19 protein-coding genes and 1 pseudogene are annotated in these 17940 nt (G+C 44.6%); 6 read left to right on the top strand and 14 right to left on the bottom strand.

The window, feature by feature from the left end; translation table 11 throughout:
* The first annotated feature begins 46 nt into the window (after window positions 1-46).
* The 4 genes from greA (at window position 47) to A8C56_RS23260 (ending at window position 3277) form a co-directional block, all read left to right on the top strand.
* A complete protein-coding gene (gene greA, locus A8C56_RS23280; RefSeq protein ID WP_067761120.1) occupies window positions 47-517 on the top strand; it encodes a transcription elongation factor GreA in 471 nt (156 codons plus the stop codon).
* Window positions 518-717: 200 nt separating this feature from the next.
* Window positions 718-1725: a hypothetical protein gene (locus tag A8C56_RS23270; protein WP_067761116.1), complete on the top strand. Its 1008-nt coding sequence runs from the start codon at window positions 718-720 to the stop codon at window positions 1723-1725.
* 268 nt (window positions 1726-1993) lie between these two features.
* A complete protein-coding gene (locus tag A8C56_RS23265; RefSeq protein WP_067761113.1) occupies window positions 1994-2383 on the top strand; it encodes an HIT family protein in 390 nt (129 codons plus the stop codon).
* A gap of 42 nt (window positions 2384-2425) precedes the next feature.
* Window positions 2426-3277, top strand: coding sequence for a SecDF P1 head subdomain-containing protein (locus A8C56_RS23260; protein ID WP_067761112.1), 852 nt, complete (start codon window positions 2426-2428; stop codon window positions 3275-3277).
* A 41-nt stretch (window positions 3278-3318) separates the two neighbouring features.
* Here A8C56_RS23260 and A8C56_RS23255 read toward each other — a convergent pair whose 3' ends face one another.
* Window positions 3319-3813, bottom strand: coding sequence for a DinB family protein (locus A8C56_RS23255; RefSeq protein ID WP_067761111.1), 495 nt, complete (start codon window positions 3811-3813; stop codon window positions 3319-3321).
* 187 nt (window positions 3814-4000) lie between these two features.
* A complete protein-coding gene (gene ruvC / locus A8C56_RS23250; protein WP_245645680.1) occupies window positions 4001-4561 on the bottom strand; it encodes a crossover junction endodeoxyribonuclease RuvC in 561 nt (186 codons plus the stop codon).
* 28 nt (window positions 4562-4589) lie between these two features.
* Here ruvC and A8C56_RS23245 point away from each other — a divergent pair, with 28 nt between their 5' ends.
* Both A8C56_RS23245 and A8C56_RS23240 read left to right on the top strand, forming a co-directional pair.
* A complete protein-coding gene (locus A8C56_RS23245; protein ID WP_067761109.1) occupies window positions 4590-5591 on the top strand; it encodes a lysylphosphatidylglycerol synthase domain-containing protein in 1002 nt (333 codons plus the stop codon).
* Window positions 5578-6402: a DUF3108 domain-containing protein gene (locus tag A8C56_RS23240; protein ID WP_067761107.1), complete on the top strand. Its 825-nt coding sequence runs from the start codon at window positions 5578-5580 to the stop codon at window positions 6400-6402. The genes A8C56_RS23245 and A8C56_RS23240 overlap by 14 nt, the downstream gene beginning before the upstream one ends.
* 128 nt (window positions 6403-6530) lie before the next feature.
* Here the strand turns inward: A8C56_RS23240 and A8C56_RS23235 are convergent, their stop codons facing one another.
* From A8C56_RS23235 to A8C56_RS23185, 12 genes and pseudogenes are all read right to left on the bottom strand, one after another.
* Window positions 6531-7391 (bottom strand): MBL fold metallo-hydrolase, encoded by an 861-nt coding sequence (locus A8C56_RS23235; RefSeq protein WP_067761105.1) that lies wholly within the window; start codon window positions 7389-7391, stop codon window positions 6531-6533.
* 69 nt (window positions 7392-7460) lie between these two features.
* Window positions 7461-8749 (bottom strand): annotated as a pseudogene (locus A8C56_RS23230) (MFS transporter).
* A gap of 166 nt (window positions 8750-8915) precedes the next feature.
* Window positions 8916-9443 carry an STM3941 family protein gene (locus A8C56_RS23225; RefSeq protein ID WP_067762504.1) on the bottom strand — a complete coding sequence of 176 codons (528 nt, stop codon included), beginning with the start codon at window positions 9441-9443 and terminating at the stop codon, window positions 8916-8918.
* Between the two features lie 107 nt (window positions 9444-9550).
* Window positions 9551-10090 (bottom strand): oxygen-independent coproporphyrinogen III oxidase, encoded by a 540-nt coding sequence (locus A8C56_RS25215; protein WP_245645678.1) that lies wholly within the window; start codon window positions 10088-10090, stop codon window positions 9551-9553.
* A complete protein-coding gene (locus A8C56_RS25210; protein WP_245645676.1) occupies window positions 10060-10803 on the bottom strand; it encodes a coproporphyrinogen-III oxidase family protein in 744 nt (247 codons plus the stop codon). Before A8C56_RS25210 ends, A8C56_RS25215 begins: the two co-directional genes overlap by 31 nt.
* Window positions 10804-10911: 108 nt before the next feature.
* Complete coding sequence (gene hemB, locus A8C56_RS23215) at window positions 10912-11898, bottom strand: porphobilinogen synthase (protein ID WP_067761103.1); 987 nt, start codon at window positions 11896-11898, stop codon at window positions 10912-10914.
* A 137-nt stretch (window positions 11899-12035) separates the two neighbouring features.
* Complete coding sequence (locus tag A8C56_RS23210) at window positions 12036-12293, bottom strand: four helix bundle protein (RefSeq protein WP_245645674.1); 258 nt, start codon at window positions 12291-12293, stop codon at window positions 12036-12038.
* Between the two features lie 50 nt (window positions 12294-12343).
* Window positions 12344-13312: an oxygen-dependent coproporphyrinogen oxidase gene (gene hemF / locus A8C56_RS23205; RefSeq protein WP_067761101.1), complete on the bottom strand. Its 969-nt coding sequence runs from the start codon at window positions 13310-13312 to the stop codon at window positions 12344-12346.
* Window positions 13309-15174: a M1 family metallopeptidase gene (locus A8C56_RS23200; protein ID WP_067761099.1), complete on the bottom strand. Its 1866-nt coding sequence runs from the start codon at window positions 15172-15174 to the stop codon at window positions 13309-13311. The genes hemF and A8C56_RS23200 overlap by 4 nt, the downstream gene beginning before the upstream one ends.
* A gap of 11 nt (window positions 15175-15185) precedes the next feature.
* Window positions 15186-16229, bottom strand: coding sequence for a uroporphyrinogen decarboxylase (gene hemE, locus A8C56_RS23195; RefSeq protein WP_067761097.1), 1044 nt, complete (start codon window positions 16227-16229; stop codon window positions 15186-15188).
* Window positions 16230-16261: 32 nt separating this feature from the next.
* The gene (locus tag A8C56_RS23190) at window positions 16262-16948 is read right to left on the bottom strand and encodes a uroporphyrinogen-III synthase (RefSeq protein WP_067761095.1); all 687 of its coding nucleotides are present in this window, start codon (window positions 16946-16948) and stop codon (window positions 16262-16264) included.
* On the bottom strand, window positions 16938-17930 hold the full coding sequence (locus tag A8C56_RS23185; protein ID WP_067761094.1) for a hydroxymethylbilane synthase: 993 nt from the start codon (window positions 17928-17930) through the stop codon (window positions 16938-16940). The genes A8C56_RS23190 and A8C56_RS23185 overlap by 11 nt, the downstream gene beginning before the upstream one ends.
* Between the last annotated feature and the right edge of the window lie 10 nt (window positions 17931-17940).

Raw genomic sequence — 17940 nt, 5'->3', positions numbered from 1 at the left:
TCTGAGGCGTTGTTATTTTTTTCTGTTTATTCTAAAGAAAACATATATGAGTATCCAATATGTAACAAAGGAAACGCTGGAGCAAATGAAGGAAGAGCTGCAGCATATGAAAAGTGTGGAGCGCCCTGCTGCAAGCAAGGCTATTGCCGAAGCACGTGAAAAAGGCGACTTAAAAGAAAACGCAGAATATGATGCCGCAAAAGAGGCCCAGGGCATACTGGAAGCAAAGATAGCCGCGCTGGAAGGCGCACTGGCTAACGCACGGGTAGTGGATGAATCCACTATCGATACCAGCAAGGTTTCCATACTGACCAAGGTCAAGCTCACCAATCTTAAAACAAAGAAACAGGTAACCTACCAATTGGTCAGCGAGCAGGAGGCAGATCTTAAAGCCGGAAAAATATCCATTACCTCGCCTATCGGCAAAGGCATCCTGGGCAAAGAGCCCGGAGAGGTGGCAGATGTGCAGGCGCCGGCCGGGGTTATCCAGTTTAAAATTGAAGAGATCAGTATATAATTTCGGGCAGCCGGCTGGGGTGCACAGGAAACGGGTGTCATTTACTTTACTTCAGCACTGCTATCCGTTTCCAAGCCGTTCCGGTCAAACCAGAACGGCTTTTTTAATCCTGGCAATGGTGTATGAACTGAATGTGCATAACGTACCCTCTACCTTATCTTTCATTGTTTTAAATTGTGCCGGTCCGTAATTCCTATAATATGCAGCAATTCTTATTTAACAATGATAAAAATGCAGCGGACAAAAAAGCGCTGATCATCACAAAAAAGAACAATCAACAGGTGCTTAGTAAACCGCAGCAAACCTTTAACCGCCTGATTAAAAAAATAGAAAAACTGCAAACGGAACTAAGAACAACGACCAGTGAGCTTGACGGTAAACTGATCTTTTATGCCAAACACATTTACCCGCTTAACATTGAACTGGCCGGGGCACGGAAGCAATTGTTAAAAAAGCTTTATGCCATATATAAAAATAAAGCAATACGCTTGTTTGATCAGCGAAAATTCTTAAAGGAGCTCATAAAATCCCAGATGGAAACCTATCTGGAAGAAGAGCAGCAACCGGACGATGAAATAAAATCCATTTTCAAAGAGCTGTTTAACAAAAGCTATGATGCCGCTTTAAAAGAAGAAATGGACGACTATCTGGAAGACATAAAAAGCAATATGGAAACGATGTTTGAAGAGGCCGGTTTCTCAATGAACTTTGATGACCTGCATAACGGCATGACGCCCGAAGAAATTATCGAGAGGGCTAAAAAGATGGAAGAAGAGTTTTACAGGCAAACCGGGGAGAAAGAAAAAGCACTGCGTAAAAAAACCAAGAAACAACTGGAGCGGGAAGAAAAAGAAAAGCAGGTAGAAGCAGCTAAAGCCAAAAACGTCAGTAGTATTTATAAGCAGCTGGCAAAAATTTTTCACCCGGATCTGGAACAGGATCCGGATCTGAAAATGCAAAAAGAAGAACTAATGAAGCAGCTTACAATTGCATACGAAAATAACGACCTGCCTACGCTCTTACGGCTTGAGCTGCAATGGGTACAAAAAGAAGAAAATGCGGGCAATACCGCTTCCAATGAACAACTGTCCATATATAATCAGATCCTGAAAGAGCAGGTGGATGGCCTGGAAGATGAAATAGCAGGAATATATGAGCACCCCCATACCTTGCCCTTCAAAAATTTGTTCAGGCACCCTGGCAGCTAAAACAACTGCGACTGGAAAAGGAATTACGGCAACTAAAGGAAGTAAAAGAAAGCATAGAGCATACGTTAACAGATCTTGCCGATGAAAAAAAAGTGCTACCAGTAATACAAGCAATTATTAAAGAATACAAAGCAGTTCATAGAGATGAAGCAGATCTCTCCAACATGATGGAGCTGTTAAGTCATCTGATGGCCGGCGAACCCGGACGAAGGAAAAGGAAATAACATGTAGTTTCTTTTTTCGTATCTTCCACTTAAAAGAAGATTTCATGACCATCTTTTCAAAAATCATATCAGGGGAAATTCCTTCCTATAAGATCGCAGAAAATGATCACTTCATTGCCTTTTTAGATATTATGCCCCTGCGCAAAGGCCATACGCTGGTCATTCCAAAAATTGAAGTAGACAAGCTGTTTGATGTTCCGGACGAGTACCTTTCCGGATTACTGGTATTTGCAAAACCTGTTGCCAAGGCCATTGAAAAAAGCTTCGATTGTAACCGTTGCGGCGTAAGTGTGGTAGGCATTGAAGTGCCGCACGCCCATGTGCACCTGATCCCTTTAAACAGTGCCAATGACGTTAATTTCCTTCAGCCCAAGCTGCAATTAACAGATTCCGAAATGAAGGAAATACAGGAATTGATCGTAGGCAACCTGTAATATACTGCTAAAATGTTGCAACCTGTTTTTTAACCATACACCATGAAACGATTACTTTTTTTCAGCGGTCTTTTTATGACAGCAGCCGGATGGTCTCAGACCACGGCTGTAAAAATAGATTCCATTATTCACGTAGTGGGGTATAACCAAAGATACAACAGCAGTGCCGTATTGCTGAAGCTGGATCAGGTAAAGCAGCATGCTGATACAGCTGATATCCGCAAAATTGAAGCGCTGGAAAGGGAACTGTCAGATACAGCAGTTTCTGCTAAAATGTCCAGGGCTTTTCTGGCTGTTTTTACAGAACCGGAAACGGACAGTATTTACCGGTTTCTGAAAACGCCTGCAGGAAAAAAATTCTTTCAGCAACAACACATGCTGGACGCAAAGATTGAAGAACAGTTTGTTGATTTGACCGGAAAGATTCAACATACCCGGAACGGCTCTTCCGCAAACAAGGCTCCGGATGTTGTAACCCCTGATAGTGCTTCATCCCAAACAACCGGATATGCCAACTATCCGGCCGGAGCAGTGAACCGGGCAGACGGATTTTATTTGCTGACAGAACCGGCGAACAATACCGCTCTAAAAATGCCTGGAAAAAGACCTGTATTAACCTTTAAAGCCTTGGAAAAGGCCATCTTATATTTTGACGATCATACCGCCCAGCCCGTAATCAGGCTGGAACTGACTACTGATGGAGCAAAAGCTTTTCAACTGCTTACACATAATAATACAGGTAAACAACTTGCAGTTTTAGTAGACAAAAAAATTATAATGGCACCGGTCATTAATGGTGAAATTGCCGGCGGCCGGTTACAGATTGCAGGCGCATTCAGTGTTGCTGAAGCAACCGGCATCGTTAAAAAACTGAACGCTGCCATACGCCAGTAAAAAAGACCTGTAAAGTCAGCAAACCTTACAGGTCTTGTATATTAAAATTGCTCATCTGCGCTTGGCCCATAGCTTCCGGGAATCGGTATATCCAGTAAACGGAGAAATACGCCCAGCTGCGCCCGGTGATGAATGATCTGCGATAGGGACATGCGGATCACGTCTGCTTTAGGATCAGTGCTGTAAATCTTCTCTCCCTCACGGAGCGTCCAGGGTTCATCCAGCGCTTCATCTGTTGCCTTCGCCAGGTTTTTCCGGCCGTCCACAACACTTTTTTCAAAAAGCTCCATCAATGATTTTGTATCATTGATCGGTGTAGGTTTATAATCCATCGTGGCAAAATCAAGCCCATCCGTATTTAAAGCCATGCTGATCCAGGAGGGCAACTCTGCAATATGTGTTGCCAGCTGGCGGAGGGTCATGCTTTTAGGATGCGGCTTCCAGTCAAACTTATCCTCTGGTACAATGGCCAGGAATTTACGGGTAATTACTATTTCTTTTTCAAAATCACGTTGGAAAACTTCAACTTTGTTCATTGCTGATTATTTTTGTTTGTACAAAACTAAACAGGCATAGTGACAGGTGTATGTCAGTAGCAAATGCATTCTTTTTTAGCTATATGCAATCAGCTCCGATGGCTACCGGAATCAGCCATCAGCGTTTTTTTCAACTGCTTACCCATGCGCTCCATCAGCAACCAGCGCCCAGGCAGGGCATCAGAAACTATTTTTTTATTTTTCCCGGGTTCTTTTTTAAAAAATCATCCCAGTCTTTAAATCCTGTACCTTTTCTTACAGGGGCACTGATCTGGTAATGATGGCAAAGCGCTACCGCCAGCGCATCGGTAGCATCAAAATACTGTGGTTCTTCTTTCAGCGACAGGATCTGCTGCAGCATCTTCCATACCTGTTGCTTAGCAGCATTCCCGTTTCCTGTAACAGACTGTTTTACCTTGCGCGGAGAATATTCAGTAACCGGTATACCGGATTGTATAGCCGCAGCAATGGCCACTCCCTGCGCCCGGCCCAACTTTAACATACTCTGCACATTCTTGCCAAAGAAAGGGGCTTCAATAGCAAATTCATGTGGACGATACTGATGGATCAACATCATTACTTTTTCATGTATCTGGCTCAACCGTTCATAATGATCCAGCCGGGTGGAAAACTTTATAGCATGCATCTCGTGCAAATGCACTTTATTACGGTTACATTCAATAATGCTGTATCCCATAATAAGAGTACCGGGGTCAATGCCCAATATTATTTTAGCGGTTGTTTGCAAACTGGATATTAATTTTACCTGCGAATCCATGAAGATCAACAAAAATATCAAAATATTCTTCAATTATTTTTTAGGACCGCTGTTGTTTCTATGGCTTTGCTGGTCCATATATAACCAGGTACGTAACCAGGATGATCTGGCCGCATCCTGGTTACAGATCAAAGATTCTTTTGGCAGCTCCAAAATTGTATATTTTATTGTTGTAGTGCTGCTGATGCTGGCAAACTGGCTGGCAGAGGCCTATAAATGGCGGCTGGCTATAAAGGATGTGCAGAAAATTTCTATTATACGTTCTTTTAAAGCTGTGTTATCCGGGGTATCTTTTTCCGTGTCTACCCCTAACAGCATTGGAGATTATGTAGGCAGGGTCCTGTATATTGACGAAGGAAAACGCATTAAAGCCGCCACTATTACAGTGATCAATAACCTTAGTCAACTGCTTGTATCCCTGGTAATGGGGTTAACTGCGCTTTATTTTCTGAAGGATGCTATTATTGATTCCCATATGGTTTCGCCTATATGGTTCGAAACGGTATTTTATGGTACGGGGCTGGGAACGGCATTATTATTGTTCTTTTATTTCCGCGTTTCCTGGATGGTACAATGGATTGACCGGATCCCTGCCAGCAGGAAATTTTCCTGGTCAATTGAGGCACTGGAGCACTTTAATGCAACGATACTTGTACGATTATTGTCTTTATCAGTAATAAGGTTTTTTATATTTATTATACAATATTATTTGCTGTTTGAGTTATTTGAAGTGGATATAAGCTTCTGGCAAACATGGATGGGTGTGAGTGTGCTGTTTCTGATCCTGGCCATCATTCCTACAATTGCCATTTTTACAGATCTGAGCGTAAGAGGTACGGTAAGTTTAACAATATTAGGATTATTTAGCAATAATCAATTGGGGATTAGCTTAACTTCGGTAGGTATTTGGCTGATCAACATGATTCTACCAGCGCTGATAGGAAGTGTGATGGTTTTGGGAATTAAAAAAATATTTAAAAGCAAAAATGAAAACGCTTAGTTTATTTCTGGTTCCATTTTTTATGCTGTTTGCTGCCGGAGAAAAGACCCCGGCTGAAAAACCTTCTGTTGCAACTCTACAGTCAGGATGCGCCATTCCCAATTCTGCCTTTCAGCCTGGTGAAAAAGTAGGCTTTACTGTGGGCTATAGTGTGGGAGGTGTTTTTGTACCTGCCGGTACCGGCTCTTTCGCCACCACGCTTGAGAAACTGAATGGCCGCACGGTTTATCATATCAAAGGCACAGGACGCACCTTATCTTCCTATGAATGGGCCTACAAGGTAAATGATACCTATGAAACGTATGTTGATATAGAAACCATGCAACCGCTTAAGTTCATACGGAACATCAGTGAAGGTGGCTATAAGAAATACCAGAATGTAAGCTTTAATAAATCGGCCAATACAGCCATCAGCAGCGAAGGGGTGTTTAAAACACCGGCCTGTATGCAGGATGTGGTGAGCGCTGTTTTTTATGCCCGCAATATTGATTACAATGCCCTGAAACCGGGCGACCGTATTGCTTTTAGCCTGTTCCTGGATAATGAAATTTATGATATGTATATACGGTATATGGGTAAAGAAACCATTACCACCAAATACGGAAAGTTCAAAACTATAAAAATTAAGCCCCTCACCATTAAGGGCACCATCTTTGAAGGTGGTGAAAAAATGACGGTATGGGTTACAGATGATGCTAATAAAGTGCCGGTACGCGTGGAAAGCCCGATCATAGTAGGAAAGGTAAAAATAGAAATGACCAGCTTTGACAACCTGAAAAATCCTATGACTGCGTTGATCAGGAAGAATTGAGATATCAGGAATGAGATATGAGACGTCAGACATCAGGCCCGGATGCTGAAGCAACGTCAGACAGGTGTTCAGTTCCTAGTTATCAGGCGCTGCTTACTGAAAACTGATCTCTGACCGCTGATAACTCCTTACAGCTCGCTCAGCTTAAAAAAGCGGTCGGCCCGTATACCTCTTGGTGTTTCCTTAAGCGTACAGCATTCTATATACGGGTCATGTTCAAAAAATAGGATGTAATCGTTTTCCAGGGCTTCCTTCAGGAAGGCTTCTTTCTCCGTCATGGTTATTAACGGGCGGGTATCGTAAGCCATTACATAGGGCAGGGGAATATGCCCGGGAGAGGGCAGCAGGTCGGCCATAAATACTAGGGTCTTGCCTTTATACTGCAGTTGCGGCAGCATCATTGCATCTGTATGGCCATTGGCAAAACGGATGGTAAACCCGTTAAGAAAAGGAGCTGTTGCCAGGTCAGGTTCCCGGCTGCTTTTATTGGTTATGAAATGCAGCTTTCCGCTTTCCTGTATCGGAAAAATATTCTCCTTCAAAAAAGAAGCTTTCTCCCTGGGATTGGGATGCACTGCCCAGTTCCAATGGTCTTCATTGCTCCAGTAAAGCGCATTTTTAAATGCCGGAACCAGCTTATCCCCGTCTTTTTTTATAGCGCCGCCGCAGTGATCAAAGTGCAGGTGCGTTAAGAACACATCGGTAATATCATCCCGGTGAAAACCATATGCAGCCAGGGATCGATCCAGGTTATCTTCGCCATGCAGGTAATAATATCCGAAAAATTTTTCGCTTTGTTTATCGCCCATACCGCAATCTACCAGTATCAGTCTTCCTTCTGTTTCAATCAGGAGACTCCGGGTGGCCCAGCTGCACATGTTGTTTTCATCTGCAGGGTTTAATTCCATCCAGATACTTTTAGGCACTACACCAAACATAGCACCGCCATCTAACTTAAAATGCCCGCAATGAATCGTATACAGGTTCATGGTAAGAATTAAGATTTGAGTGTTGAGAATTGAGAGATCAGATTTCAGTAATCAGTCCGTGATCAGCTTTCAACCAATGGCCGATGCCTGATCACTGATACCGGATCCTCTTTGTTTAACCAGTGCTGAATAGAGCCAAAAAAAACCAACAGCAAAAAAAAGAACCAGGGACAACACCGAATTTTTCATGCTGCCGGTTTGTTCTTCTATAAAACCAAACACAAAGATACCGATTACAATGGCCAGCTTTTCCGTAAAATCGTAGTAGCTGAAAAAAGAGGCTGTATCTTTTGTGCTGGGCATCAGCTTGGCATAAGTAGACCTGCTGAGCGATTGGATGCCCCCCATTACAAGACCCACAGCAACGGCCAGTCCATAAAACAGGTATTCCGCATCTCCACCCTGTTCGGCTACGATGGCGGTACCATAGGCTGCAATACAGATCAGGATCCAGAAAATAATTACCCCCATCAGCACTTTTATGTTTCCGTACCGGGCGGATAATTTTGACATATACCAGGCGCCCAGTATGGCCACCAACTGGATCATTACTACAGAAATGATCAGTCGTTCATCCGGTAACTTTAATAATTTACTGCCAAACAAAGTGGCGGCCAGCATAACGGTCTGCACCCCCATGCTGTAAAAAAGAAACCACGCAGGTATCTTTTTAAAACAGGCATTCGTTTTACCTGCAGGTATACTTTTTTGATCTCAGTAAAGCCGTCCCGGATCACATTGCCTTTTGCAGGCGCCGCATAAGCCGTTTTTGGCAAACGGGCAAACGTAATTTGAGCAAACCCCAGCCACCAGATCCCTACCAGCAGGAAGGTTAACCGGGTAGCAAGCCCCCTGTCTTCCATTACTGTTACTAAAACAAAGCCAACCACCTGCATAATAACACTGCCGATATAACCATAAGAAAATCCTTTAGCGCTGATCCGGTCCCGGTCTTCCGGTGCTGCTATTTCCGGAAGGTACGCATTATAAAAAACAAGGCTACCTACATAACCCATTGCTGCCAGCATAAAAGCCACTACCCCCAACCCCAATGTATCTTTTGTAAAAAAGAACAACAGACCTGAGCCCAGTGCGCCCATATAACAAAAGAACTGCATAAAACTTTTCTTATTTCCGCGTGTGTCTGCAATGGATGTGAGGATGGGGTATAACAATGCTATAAAAAGATAGGCAACAGATAATACGTAATCATATAAGGAAGAATTGACAAATTGCCTTCCCAAAAAGGCAATCCGGTGGCCATCATCTGCGCCACCGCCTGTAACGGCTAAAAAGTAGATAGGGAAAAAGGTGGTAGTGATGACCAGGTTGTAAACAGAATTGGCCCAGTCATACATTGCCCATCCGTTCACTACTTTTTTAGATGCCGTTTGCATGCAGTATTTGTTTTTATAAAAATAGAGAAACTTATTAAAAACAGGCTTTCCGGTATGAACATTTTCCGGTTTGTGAAATAAAGAGGCTGTTTACACGCCGGTCAATCCGCAAAATATTATGCAGCTTCTATTCCCTTTCAGCCTGATGGAAGCCTGCCTGCAACAGCTCCAGCAACTTTTCAAACTCTATAGTGATAAAGTTTGCAGTGATGCATACAGGCGTCTTATAAAGCTGATAGTTCATGCCCATCGCCTGTTTTTTCAGCGGGTTGTGCTGCTGCCGGATATATTCTTCAGGATTGTAAACCTCTAACAGAATAAATCGCTGACCCGGCACTGATTCAACACGGATGCTTTTAACATCTTTCCAGAGAATCTTACCTGCGGCTATACCGCTGGACTGATCATTGACCCCCTCATGGCTGATCCATATTCCGTCTTTTTTATTGGCCAGCATTCTTCCTATGGCTATAGCGCAGATACCAAAGAAGGCAACACATATATATCCAATGATCCTGATTACGGCAGGGTCGTCGCTTTTTATAAAAAGGTAAGGCTTTATGATAAAAAGCACCCCCAGCACAACAAGCAGGATGGCGCCTGCCAGGTTGCGCAGGGATTTTCTTTTGCTGACAGGAATGAAGACCGGCTGCATTAATAAATCATTTGCCCGAAGGTACAAAAAGAGCTTCGCGCAGCAACGGCAGGGGATCTAAGAAATTATGAAAGCAGCAAAGGGCTGCTGTTTGTTCTTCCTCCCGCTCACACTGTCATCGAAAAAATACGGGTATCCGGCTGGTTCCGTAAAAGCCTTAAATCAAAAGCCATTGCAATATTGCGTACAAAAGGCCGCCCCTTTTCAGTTACTGTCAACCCGTCTTCATGCAATATCAATAATCCGTCCCGCTGCATTTCCTGCAGCCGCCTGCGGATCGCCTTTATTTCCGGCAGCTGCATTCCGTTGTTGCTCCAGGTGCTATTCATACGACACATAATATTTAAAATATGCTGCCGGACTGCCAGGTCTTCAGTGTTCAGTAAATGGCCTTTTACCACAGGAAGCTCCTGCTCCTGCATAACTTTTTGCGTATAGATCTCTACAGATTTTTCGTTCTGTGCAAATGCGTACCATGCGTCGCTGATTGAAGAAACCCCCAGGCCAATCATTACCTGTGTGAACGAAGATGAGTATCCCATAAAGTTCCGGTGCAGTGTTCCGTTCTGTAATGCCCTATTGAGGCTGTCCTCCGGCAAAGGAGGATGATCCATGCCTATTTCCACATAACCCGGCAGCTCCAGCATTTTTTTCCTTCTTCATAAAGTTGCCGTTTCAGCGCCGGCGCCGGCAGATCTTCATCTTTAACCCCCCGCTGCCCCACGCCCTTTATCCAGGGCACATGGGCATAAGAATAAAAAGCAATGCGATCCGGTTTGAGCTGAATGGTTTGAGCAATGGTCTGCTGCATCGACTCCCAGGTCTGAAAAGGAAGACCAAATACCAGGTCATGACTTACGCTCTTATATCCTGCGCTACGCGCCTGATCTGTTGCCGCGGCTACCCGCTCAAACGGCTGAAGCCGATGAATGGCCTTTTGCACTTTGGGATCATAGTCCTGCAAACCAAAACTTACCCTGCGAAAACCCAGGTTGTACAATACCTCCAGGTGCTCCTGTGTGGTACTATTGGGATGCCCTTCAAAACTAGATTCAGCATCGGGGACAACGCGGGCAGTTGCGAAAATGTCCTCTAACAGCAGTTGTAAATGCTGCGGACTAAAAAAAGTGGGCGTTCCCCCACCTAAATGTAATTCCCTGATTACCGGCAATTCCGCAAGCAGCCGCCTGTACAGTTCCCATTCCTTTAATACCGCCTGAATATAAGGCAGCTCCACATCATGCCGTTTGGTAATGCGCTTATGGCAGGCACAAAATGTACAAAGGCTTTCACAAAACGGTAAATGAATGTACACACTAATACCCTGGGTGGCATTACTTTCGCTGAAATGCTTTATCAATGTATCTTTCCATAGCTGAACAGGAAAAGAGCCCTGCTCCCAGGTAAGGTACTGTTGGATAGCTCGTATACCTTGGACCGGGGGTGTTATATTTCTGAACCAGGTTTTTCATGATGCCTGTAATAACCGTACAGCATCCTTTGCAAAATAGGTCGCTATCAGGTCGGCACCTGCCCGCTTAATAGCAGTAAGGCTTTCTATAATGGCTTTATCCTCATCCAACCAGCCCCGCTCTGCTGCGGCTTTTATCATTGCATATTCCCCGCTTACATGATAGGCACTTACCGGTACCGTTACGGCATTCCTTACTTCCCGGATGATATCAAGGTAAGCCATGGCAGGCTTTACCATTACGATATCTGCACCTTCCTCCACATCCTGCAATGTTTCATTTATTGCTTCAAGCCGGTTGGCATAATTCATCTGGTAGGTCTTCTTATCGCCAAAACCGGGGGCACTGTCCAATGCATCGCGGAAAGGGCCATAGAAACAGCTGGCATATTTTGCGGAATAGCTCATAATTCCCACATTCGGGTAATTATTTTCTTCCAAAGCCTTTCTGAATACACCAATACGGCCGTCCATCATATCACTCGGTGCAATAAAATCGGCACCGGCAGCGGCATGTGAAAGGCTCATTTTTGTGAGCGCCTCTACCGTTTCATCGTTTAAAATATAACCGCTTTGCACATCTACAATCCCGTCATGGCCATATTCTGAATAGGGATCGAGCGCCACATCTGTCATTACAATCATCTCAGGGACAGCATCCTTAATGGCTTTTATGGATTGCTGCATCAGGCCAGCGGGGTTCCAGCTTTCCCTGCCGGTATTATCCTTTAATGAATCATTGCATTTGATAAACAGCAGAACACTTTTAATGCCCATGCTCCACAGCTCTTTTACCTCTTCGATGGTTTTATTCACTGACCGGCGGAAATACCCGGGCATAGAGCTGATGGCTTCCACTACATCTTTGCCCTCTGTAATAAAAACAGGCAAAATAAAATCATCCGGGTGCAACCGGGTTTCAGCTACCATCGCTCTTATAGCTGCGGATCTTCGTATTATTCTGTTTCGTCTTTGTAAGATCATAGTTTTATTATTTCTGATTTGTTGATCTCTGATTTATGATTTGTTGCGGTTCCATTTTGCCGTTTTATCTGTTGCCGCGAATATTGCAGTCAACTGATTCGCTTCATCTATTAAACGATCAAGTCTTTTCCCTGCATTCATCCTGCTTCTTTAACCGCCTCCAACCAATAATGGCTCTCATCTGCCTCTTCTAAAACGATCTCAACTTTATAAATAAAATCTGCGTCAGATTTGGCCCTTACCGTTGCTCTGTAATTTGCACCAACGCTCCCAGCTGAACGAATCAACTGTTTTGCAGTCTCAAAGCCTGCCGCATTCTTAGGAAAATCCCCGCAGAGTCTAATAATATCCACATGAAATCTTTTTGTTCTTTGTTGTAATTCATTTCGAACCATATATTATCATTTAGGTTATGAACTATGAGGCGAGCAAATTATATCAGACATCATAAATCAATCCACTCTCTCGGGTGTTTACAGACCTGCAATAACTGGTCTTCCAGGCTACCGGGCTCCGGTTCGTAATTATAAACAAAACGTACTGTTGGAGGCAGGCTCATTAAAATGCTTTCTGTGCGGCCATTAGTCTTTAAGCCAAAGAGCGTTCCGCGATCATGGATCAGGTTGAACTCCACATACCGGCCCCGCCTGATCTCCTGCCATATTTTATTTTCCCGGTCAAAGGAAGTGTTCTTTCTTTTTTTTACAATCGGAAGATAGGCTTCCAGGAAGGCATCCCCGTTTGCTTTTTGAAAAGCAGTTAATCTTTTTACTTCCTCTTCATCGTTCAGATAAAGATGATCATAGAAAACCCCGCCTACCCCGCGCATTTCATTACTGCGGTGGGTATTGGTAAAATAAGCATCACACTGCTTTTTGTACAACGGATAAAGATGTGCACCAAAAGGATCTATTGCTTTTTTGAGGGTAGAATGAAAATGCACTACATCTTCCTCAAATAAATAACAGGGCGTCAGATCCGCACCGCCACCAAACCAGCGGCGGGACACATTCCCTTCATTATCATGGGCTTCAAAATAACGCCAGTTAGCATGTGTGGTTGGTACAAAGGGATTATAAGGGTGTAATACCAGGCTGATGCCACATGCAAACCAGGTACCACCGGTTGCTGCTGCCGCCTCAGGAGCCGCAAGGTTCAATACCCTGCGCATTTCTTCTGTTATATGGCCGTAAACAGCGGATACGTTCACTCCTGCTTTTTCAAATACGTTTCCATTTTCCATAACACGGGAGCGGCCACCGCCTCCTTTTCCGTTTTCGCCACGCTGCCATACGTCTTCCTTAAACAAGGCCCTGCCGTCTTCAGCTTCAAGCGCCTTACAAATGGTATCCTGCAGTCCGTAAACATACTCAATCCATTCCTGGCGAAATTCTTTTGTTAGTTCAGCTTTCATAATTTGAACACATTATCATCCGGAGCAGCATCCATAAAAATGCCCCCATCAATAGTTACGCTTTCTATCTTACCGCTACTGGGAACAGTGAAGGTTACTTTTGCCGTGCCTTTCTTCCAGATATCGGGTGTGTAGTGGTATTTTTTTTCTTTTCCATTTTCAGGCCGTACAATCACATCAAAGGGCACGGCAAACCCGCCAACATTTTCAAGGGTTATGGTCGTGTTGTTATTACCATACTGTACGTCGGTCACTTTCAGGTCAATATAATTATTGCTAAAGAACCAGTTCTTCCAAAACCATGTAAGATCCTGTTTGATAGCTGCATTGAAGGCATAGAAATAATCCCAGGGAGTGGGATGTTTGCCGCTCCAGGTATTCATGTAGGCGATCAGTGCTTTTTTAAAGGCCGCATCACCCAGCAAATCTTTTAAAGCAAGATAGGAGAGTGACGCTTTTACATACGAGTTGTTGCCGTAGCCTGCGCCGCTTAGTTGTGAAGACATGGTTATTAAAGGCTGATCGTTTTCCGCAGCAGGGCTATAAATCCAGCCTTTCACCCTGAAGTTCTTATAGGCTTCATCAGCTGCCGCTTTGCCACGCTCTGCCGTGCCTATCAGATATTCGAACGTTGTAGCCCAGCCTTCATCCATATAAGCATAGCGGGTTTCGTTAATGCCCATATAGAACGGGAAATAGGTATGCGCAATTTCATGATCCAGTACCAGCCTTGAAAAATCAGGATCCGGAGTGGTGGCATCATTCACCATCATGGGATATTCCATATCTGCAAATCCCTGTACCGCGGTCATTGTGGGATAGGGATAGTTAACTCCCGGTAAATTATTGGAAAACCAGCTGATCGCAGACTTGGCCCATTCAACTGCATTCCTGAAATCCGCCGCGGTGTCTTTATATGCCGCCTGCACACTTACCCTTTTATCAGCCAGCGCAACGCTGCCGGCATCCCATATAAAATGATTGCTGGCTGCAAATGTAAAGTCAGTAATATTTTTTGCAGTAAATTTCCATTCATTCCATTCGCTGGAGCTGGTCACTGCCCCCTGCTCTATGTCTTTGGCGGTTGCCACATGAACAATCCGGTTGCTGTTTAAGGATTCCCGGAAGCGCTTAAATGCGCCGGGCTGTAATACCTCTTTCGCGTTCTCTAAGGTACCGGTGGCCCAAACAATATAATTAGTGGGCACTTTTACGGAAACGGTATAGTCATTAAAATCGTTGTAAAATTCACCTCCGTCGGTATGGGGCAGGCGATCCCACCCGTTGTAATCGTCATATACGGAAATACGCGGATAAAAATACGCACAGAAAAAGGTATTGGGATCAATTTGCCCTTCTCTTCCGCTCAGCTTTGACAAAGGATAATCCCATTCAATATCAAACGTTGCCCGGGTGCCCGGCGCAATGGGGGTTTGCAGCTTTACGGAGTTTATAGTACTCCAATCATCACTATTGACCGTATAAGCAGCTCCATCCACTGCAAAGGAAAGGATGTGCAGGCCGGTTGTTAGAAAGTCTTTTGATACGGGACCGGCTCTTGGTGCTTCCGGTTTATGGATATTATTTACAAAGCGGATAAAAACGGTATGCAATGTATCGGGGCTGTTATTGGCATATACGATCCGCTCTTTTCCTGAAACCGTTTTTTGGGCCGTATTTACTGTGGCGCTGATCTCATAGCTGCCCCTGTTCTGCCAGTACTTTGCCCCGGGAAGCCCGGTAGTGGCACGGGTGCCTTTGGCAATCGCTTTTTGAATATTGCGGGGCATATACAGTTCCTGGGCGGCAACAGCGCCGCATAGAAGAATAAGGAGGGCAGTTAAAAATGGCAGTTTCTTCAAGGTATTCTGTTTTAAATGTTAGAAAATGAGTATTCTTTGACCGTATTAACAAACGCTTTTGCATGGTCTACCGGAACATTGGGCAAAATGCCGTGCCCCAGGTTTGCAATATGTCTTCCTTTTCCAAAAGCCTTCAGCATTTCCTTTGTTTCTTTTATTATCTGCGGAACCGGCGCCAGTAATTTCGCGGGATCAAAATTCCCCTGCAAAGTTACATGATTACCGGCCAGTTCACGGGCGGTTTCCGGTTCAATGCACCAGTCTATTCCCAGGCCCGTGGCACCTGTGGCTGCCATTTCTGTTAAAGAGCCCCAGGCTCCTTTTGCAAAAACAATAACCGGTACCTGGTCTTTCAGCGCTGTTACAATCTGCCGGATATAATTCAGGGAATACGTTTCAAAATCCCGTTTACTTAACAAACCGCCCCAACTATCAAATACCTGTACAAGATCAGCGCCGGCTGCTATCTGCCCCTTTAAATATTCAATGGTGGCATCGGTGATCATTTGCAACAAGGCACGGGCTGTATTGGGCTGCTGATAACAAAAGGCTTTGGCTTCATCAAAAGTTTTACTTCCTTTCCCCTGCACCATGTAACAAAGAAGGGTCCATGGTGCACCGGCAAAGCCGATCAGCGGTACCCGGCCATTCAGCTCTTTTTTAATGAGCCTGATGGCATCAAACACATACCCTAAAGTTTCATTTACATCCGGAACATGAACCCTTTGCAGGTCTTTACCTGTTTTTACCGGTTGCGGTAAATAAGGGCCAAGCTTCTCTACCAGCTGTACCTCAAGCCCCATAGCCTGTGGCACTACCAGGATGTCTGAAAATAAAATAGCGGCATCTACACCTATAAGATCCACCGGCTGCAACGTAATTTCACAGGCAAGCTCCGGGGTCCGGCACCTTTCAAAGAAAGAATATTTTTCCCGCAGCTCTATATATTCCGGCAGGTACCTTCCTGCCTGACGCATCATCCAGACCGGTGTGCGTTCTGTAGTTTCCCCGCGGAGCGTTCTTAAGATCAAATCATTCTTTAGTTCCTGTTGCATAATGTCTTTTCCCTGTGATCGTTGATCTGTTCTTAAATACTATTGCTGATCCACGCGATCATTTGTTTTGTGTCCGGCACCTTGCTCTGCACAATATTTTCTGTGTATTGCTGCAATGCTTTTGTGGTGGATGGCCCTATGGAGTAAGCTTTTACTGTAGCCGGAATTTTGTTCAATTCAAAAAAGCTTTCCACCCCGCTTGGGCTGTAAAAAATAATGCCATCATATTCTTTATTGATGACCTGCGGCGTTTTGATGGTATTGTATACCATGATTTCCCTATAAGGAATTCCTTTCTTTTTTAATGCAGACGGGATGATGCCCAGCCGTTTATTACCACAAAAAAAGATGCAATTTTCCGGTGCGATTCTAACGATTTGCTCTGCCAATGCTGCAGCAGTGGGCGCGGTTGCCACTATTGCTGATTGAGGAAATGCTTCCTGCATCCTCTTTTTTGTAGTGGGTTCTATGCAGGCTATACTCCAACCAGGCTGAAGCATACCAGCCGCTGCTACTGCATTTACTGCATTGACGCTGGTAAAGATCGCCAGTCCGTTTTTGATTGGAACAGCTGCCAGTTGCTGGGCAATTTCAGCAGGAGGAACAGCATAGGTTTCAATAAAAGGGATACTATCCAACTGTACCCGGTCACTAACCAAATCTACCAGTGCTTCATCAAGGATTTTGGTGCTTAAAATATGAAACCGTTCATTTTTCATTATTCATCTTTGCAATAATGGCTTTTGCTCCCTTATTTAAAATAACCGCCGCAGCCTGTTTACCCGGTGTTTTTATATCATTAAGAGAATAGATTTCATCAACCTCTGCTTTTTCTGTACCGTCCGGGCTTACCACGCTTCCTCTAAAATGAAGATGGTCTTTTTCCAGTATTGCCAGTGCGCTTATAGGAGTAGCGCATCCGCCCATCAGCTCACTTAAAAAATCGCGCTCCGCTTTTACACAAAATGCAGTCTGCACATGATTGATGCGGTTACAGGCTCTTAATGTTCTTATATCGCTGCCTCTTGCCGTAACCATAATGGCTCCCTGTGCCGGAGCCGGGAGCATCCAGTTAAGATCTATACTGTTGGCTGGTCTTAAACCAATGCGCTCCAGACCGGCCGCAGCAAAGATGGCCCCCAGCCAGTTACTTTCTGCAAGCCTGCGTAAACGGGTATTTACATTTCCCCGGATATTTTCAATAGTGCACCCCGGAAAACGGTGCAACCATTGGGCCTTACGACGTACACTGCTGGTAGCAATTGCCAGATCCGGGATCTGAGATATGAGATCCGGGGTCTGAGATATGAGATCCGGGGTCCTGCCGGAAACAGCCTCTTTGATCCTATTAAGGTCCCGGCCGGGGAAAGGAGGCTTCCAGTTTTCGTTCAAAACCAGGATGTCTTTATAAGAAGCACGTTCCAGAACAGCCGCTTCCACAATTCCTTCCGGTAATTGTACCGGCACGTCCTTCATGCTGTGCACCGCTACATCAATTTTATTACTCAGCAAAGCAGCATCCAGCGCCCTTGTAAATACTCCCTGTACCCCCATTGCATACAGGGGCGTTGTCAGGTCAAGATCCCCTTCACTTTTGATGGGCTCTAACTGCGCGGGAACTCCAAAATTTTCTAATAGATTTTTTACCTGGGTGGCCTGCCATACGGCCAGCTGACTGTCTCTGGTACCAATACGGATCATATTCTACACC

Source organism: Niabella ginsenosidivorans (assembly GCF_001654455.1).
GTDB lineage: Bacteria > Bacteroidota > Bacteroidia > Chitinophagales > Chitinophagaceae > Niabella > Niabella ginsenosidivorans.
Note: the sequence above shows the minus strand (reverse complement) of the source record. Positions and strands in the feature narration are given on the sequence as shown.

Bases quoted from the DNA above. Each gene is read 5' to 3' on its own strand.
- A8C56_RS23190 (WP_067761095.1), bottom strand. From the start codon at position 16,948: ATGAAAAATGAACGGTTTCATATTTTAAGCACCAAAATCCTTGATGAA.
- A8C56_RS23185 (WP_067761094.1), bottom strand. From the start codon at position 17,930: ATGATCCGTATTGGTACCAGAGACAGTCAGCTGGCCGTATGGCAGGCC.
- hemE (WP_067761097.1), bottom strand. From the start codon at position 16,229: ATGCAACAGGAACTAAAGAATGATTTGATCTTAAGAACGCTCCGCGGG.
- A8C56_RS23260 (WP_067761112.1), top strand. From the start codon at position 2,426: ATGAAACGATTACTTTTTTTCAGCGGTCTTTTTATGACAGCAGCCGGA.
- A8C56_RS23245 (WP_067761109.1), top strand. From the start codon at position 4,590: ATGAAGATCAACAAAAATATCAAAATATTCTTCAATTATTTTTTAGGA.
- hemB (WP_067761103.1), bottom strand. From the start codon at position 11,898: ATGATCTTACAAAGACGAAACAGAATAATACGAAGATCCGCAGCTATA.
- hemF (WP_067761101.1), bottom strand. From the start codon at position 13,312: ATGAAAGCTGAACTAACAAAAGAATTTCGCCAGGAATGGATTGAGTAT.
- A8C56_RS23240 (WP_067761107.1), top strand. From the start codon at position 5,578: ATGAAAACGCTTAGTTTATTTCTGGTTCCATTTTTTATGCTGTTTGCT.
- A8C56_RS23270 (WP_067761116.1), top strand. From the start codon at position 718: ATGCAGCAATTCTTATTTAACAATGATAAAAATGCAGCGGACAAAAAA.
- A8C56_RS23225 (WP_067762504.1), bottom strand. From the start codon at position 9,443: ATGCAGCCGGTCTTCATTCCTGTCAGCAAAAGAAAATCCCTGCGCAAC.
- A8C56_RS23265 (WP_067761113.1), top strand. From the start codon at position 1,994: ATGACCATCTTTTCAAAAATCATATCAGGGGAAATTCCTTCCTATAAG.
- A8C56_RS25215 (WP_245645678.1), bottom strand. From the start codon at position 10,090: ATGCTGGAGCTGCCGGGTTATGTGGAAATAGGCATGGATCATCCTCCT.
- A8C56_RS23235 (WP_067761105.1), bottom strand. From the start codon at position 7,391: ATGAACCTGTATACGATTCATTGCGGGCATTTTAAGTTAGATGGCGGT.
- A8C56_RS23210 (WP_245645674.1), bottom strand. From the start codon at position 12,293: ATGGTTCGAAATGAATTACAACAAAGAACAAAAAGATTTCATGTGGAT.
- greA (WP_067761120.1), top strand. From the start codon at position 47: ATGAGTATCCAATATGTAACAAAGGAAACGCTGGAGCAAATGAAGGAA.
- A8C56_RS23255 (WP_067761111.1), bottom strand. From the start codon at position 3,813: ATGAACAAAGTTGAAGTTTTCCAACGTGATTTTGAAAAAGAAATAGTA.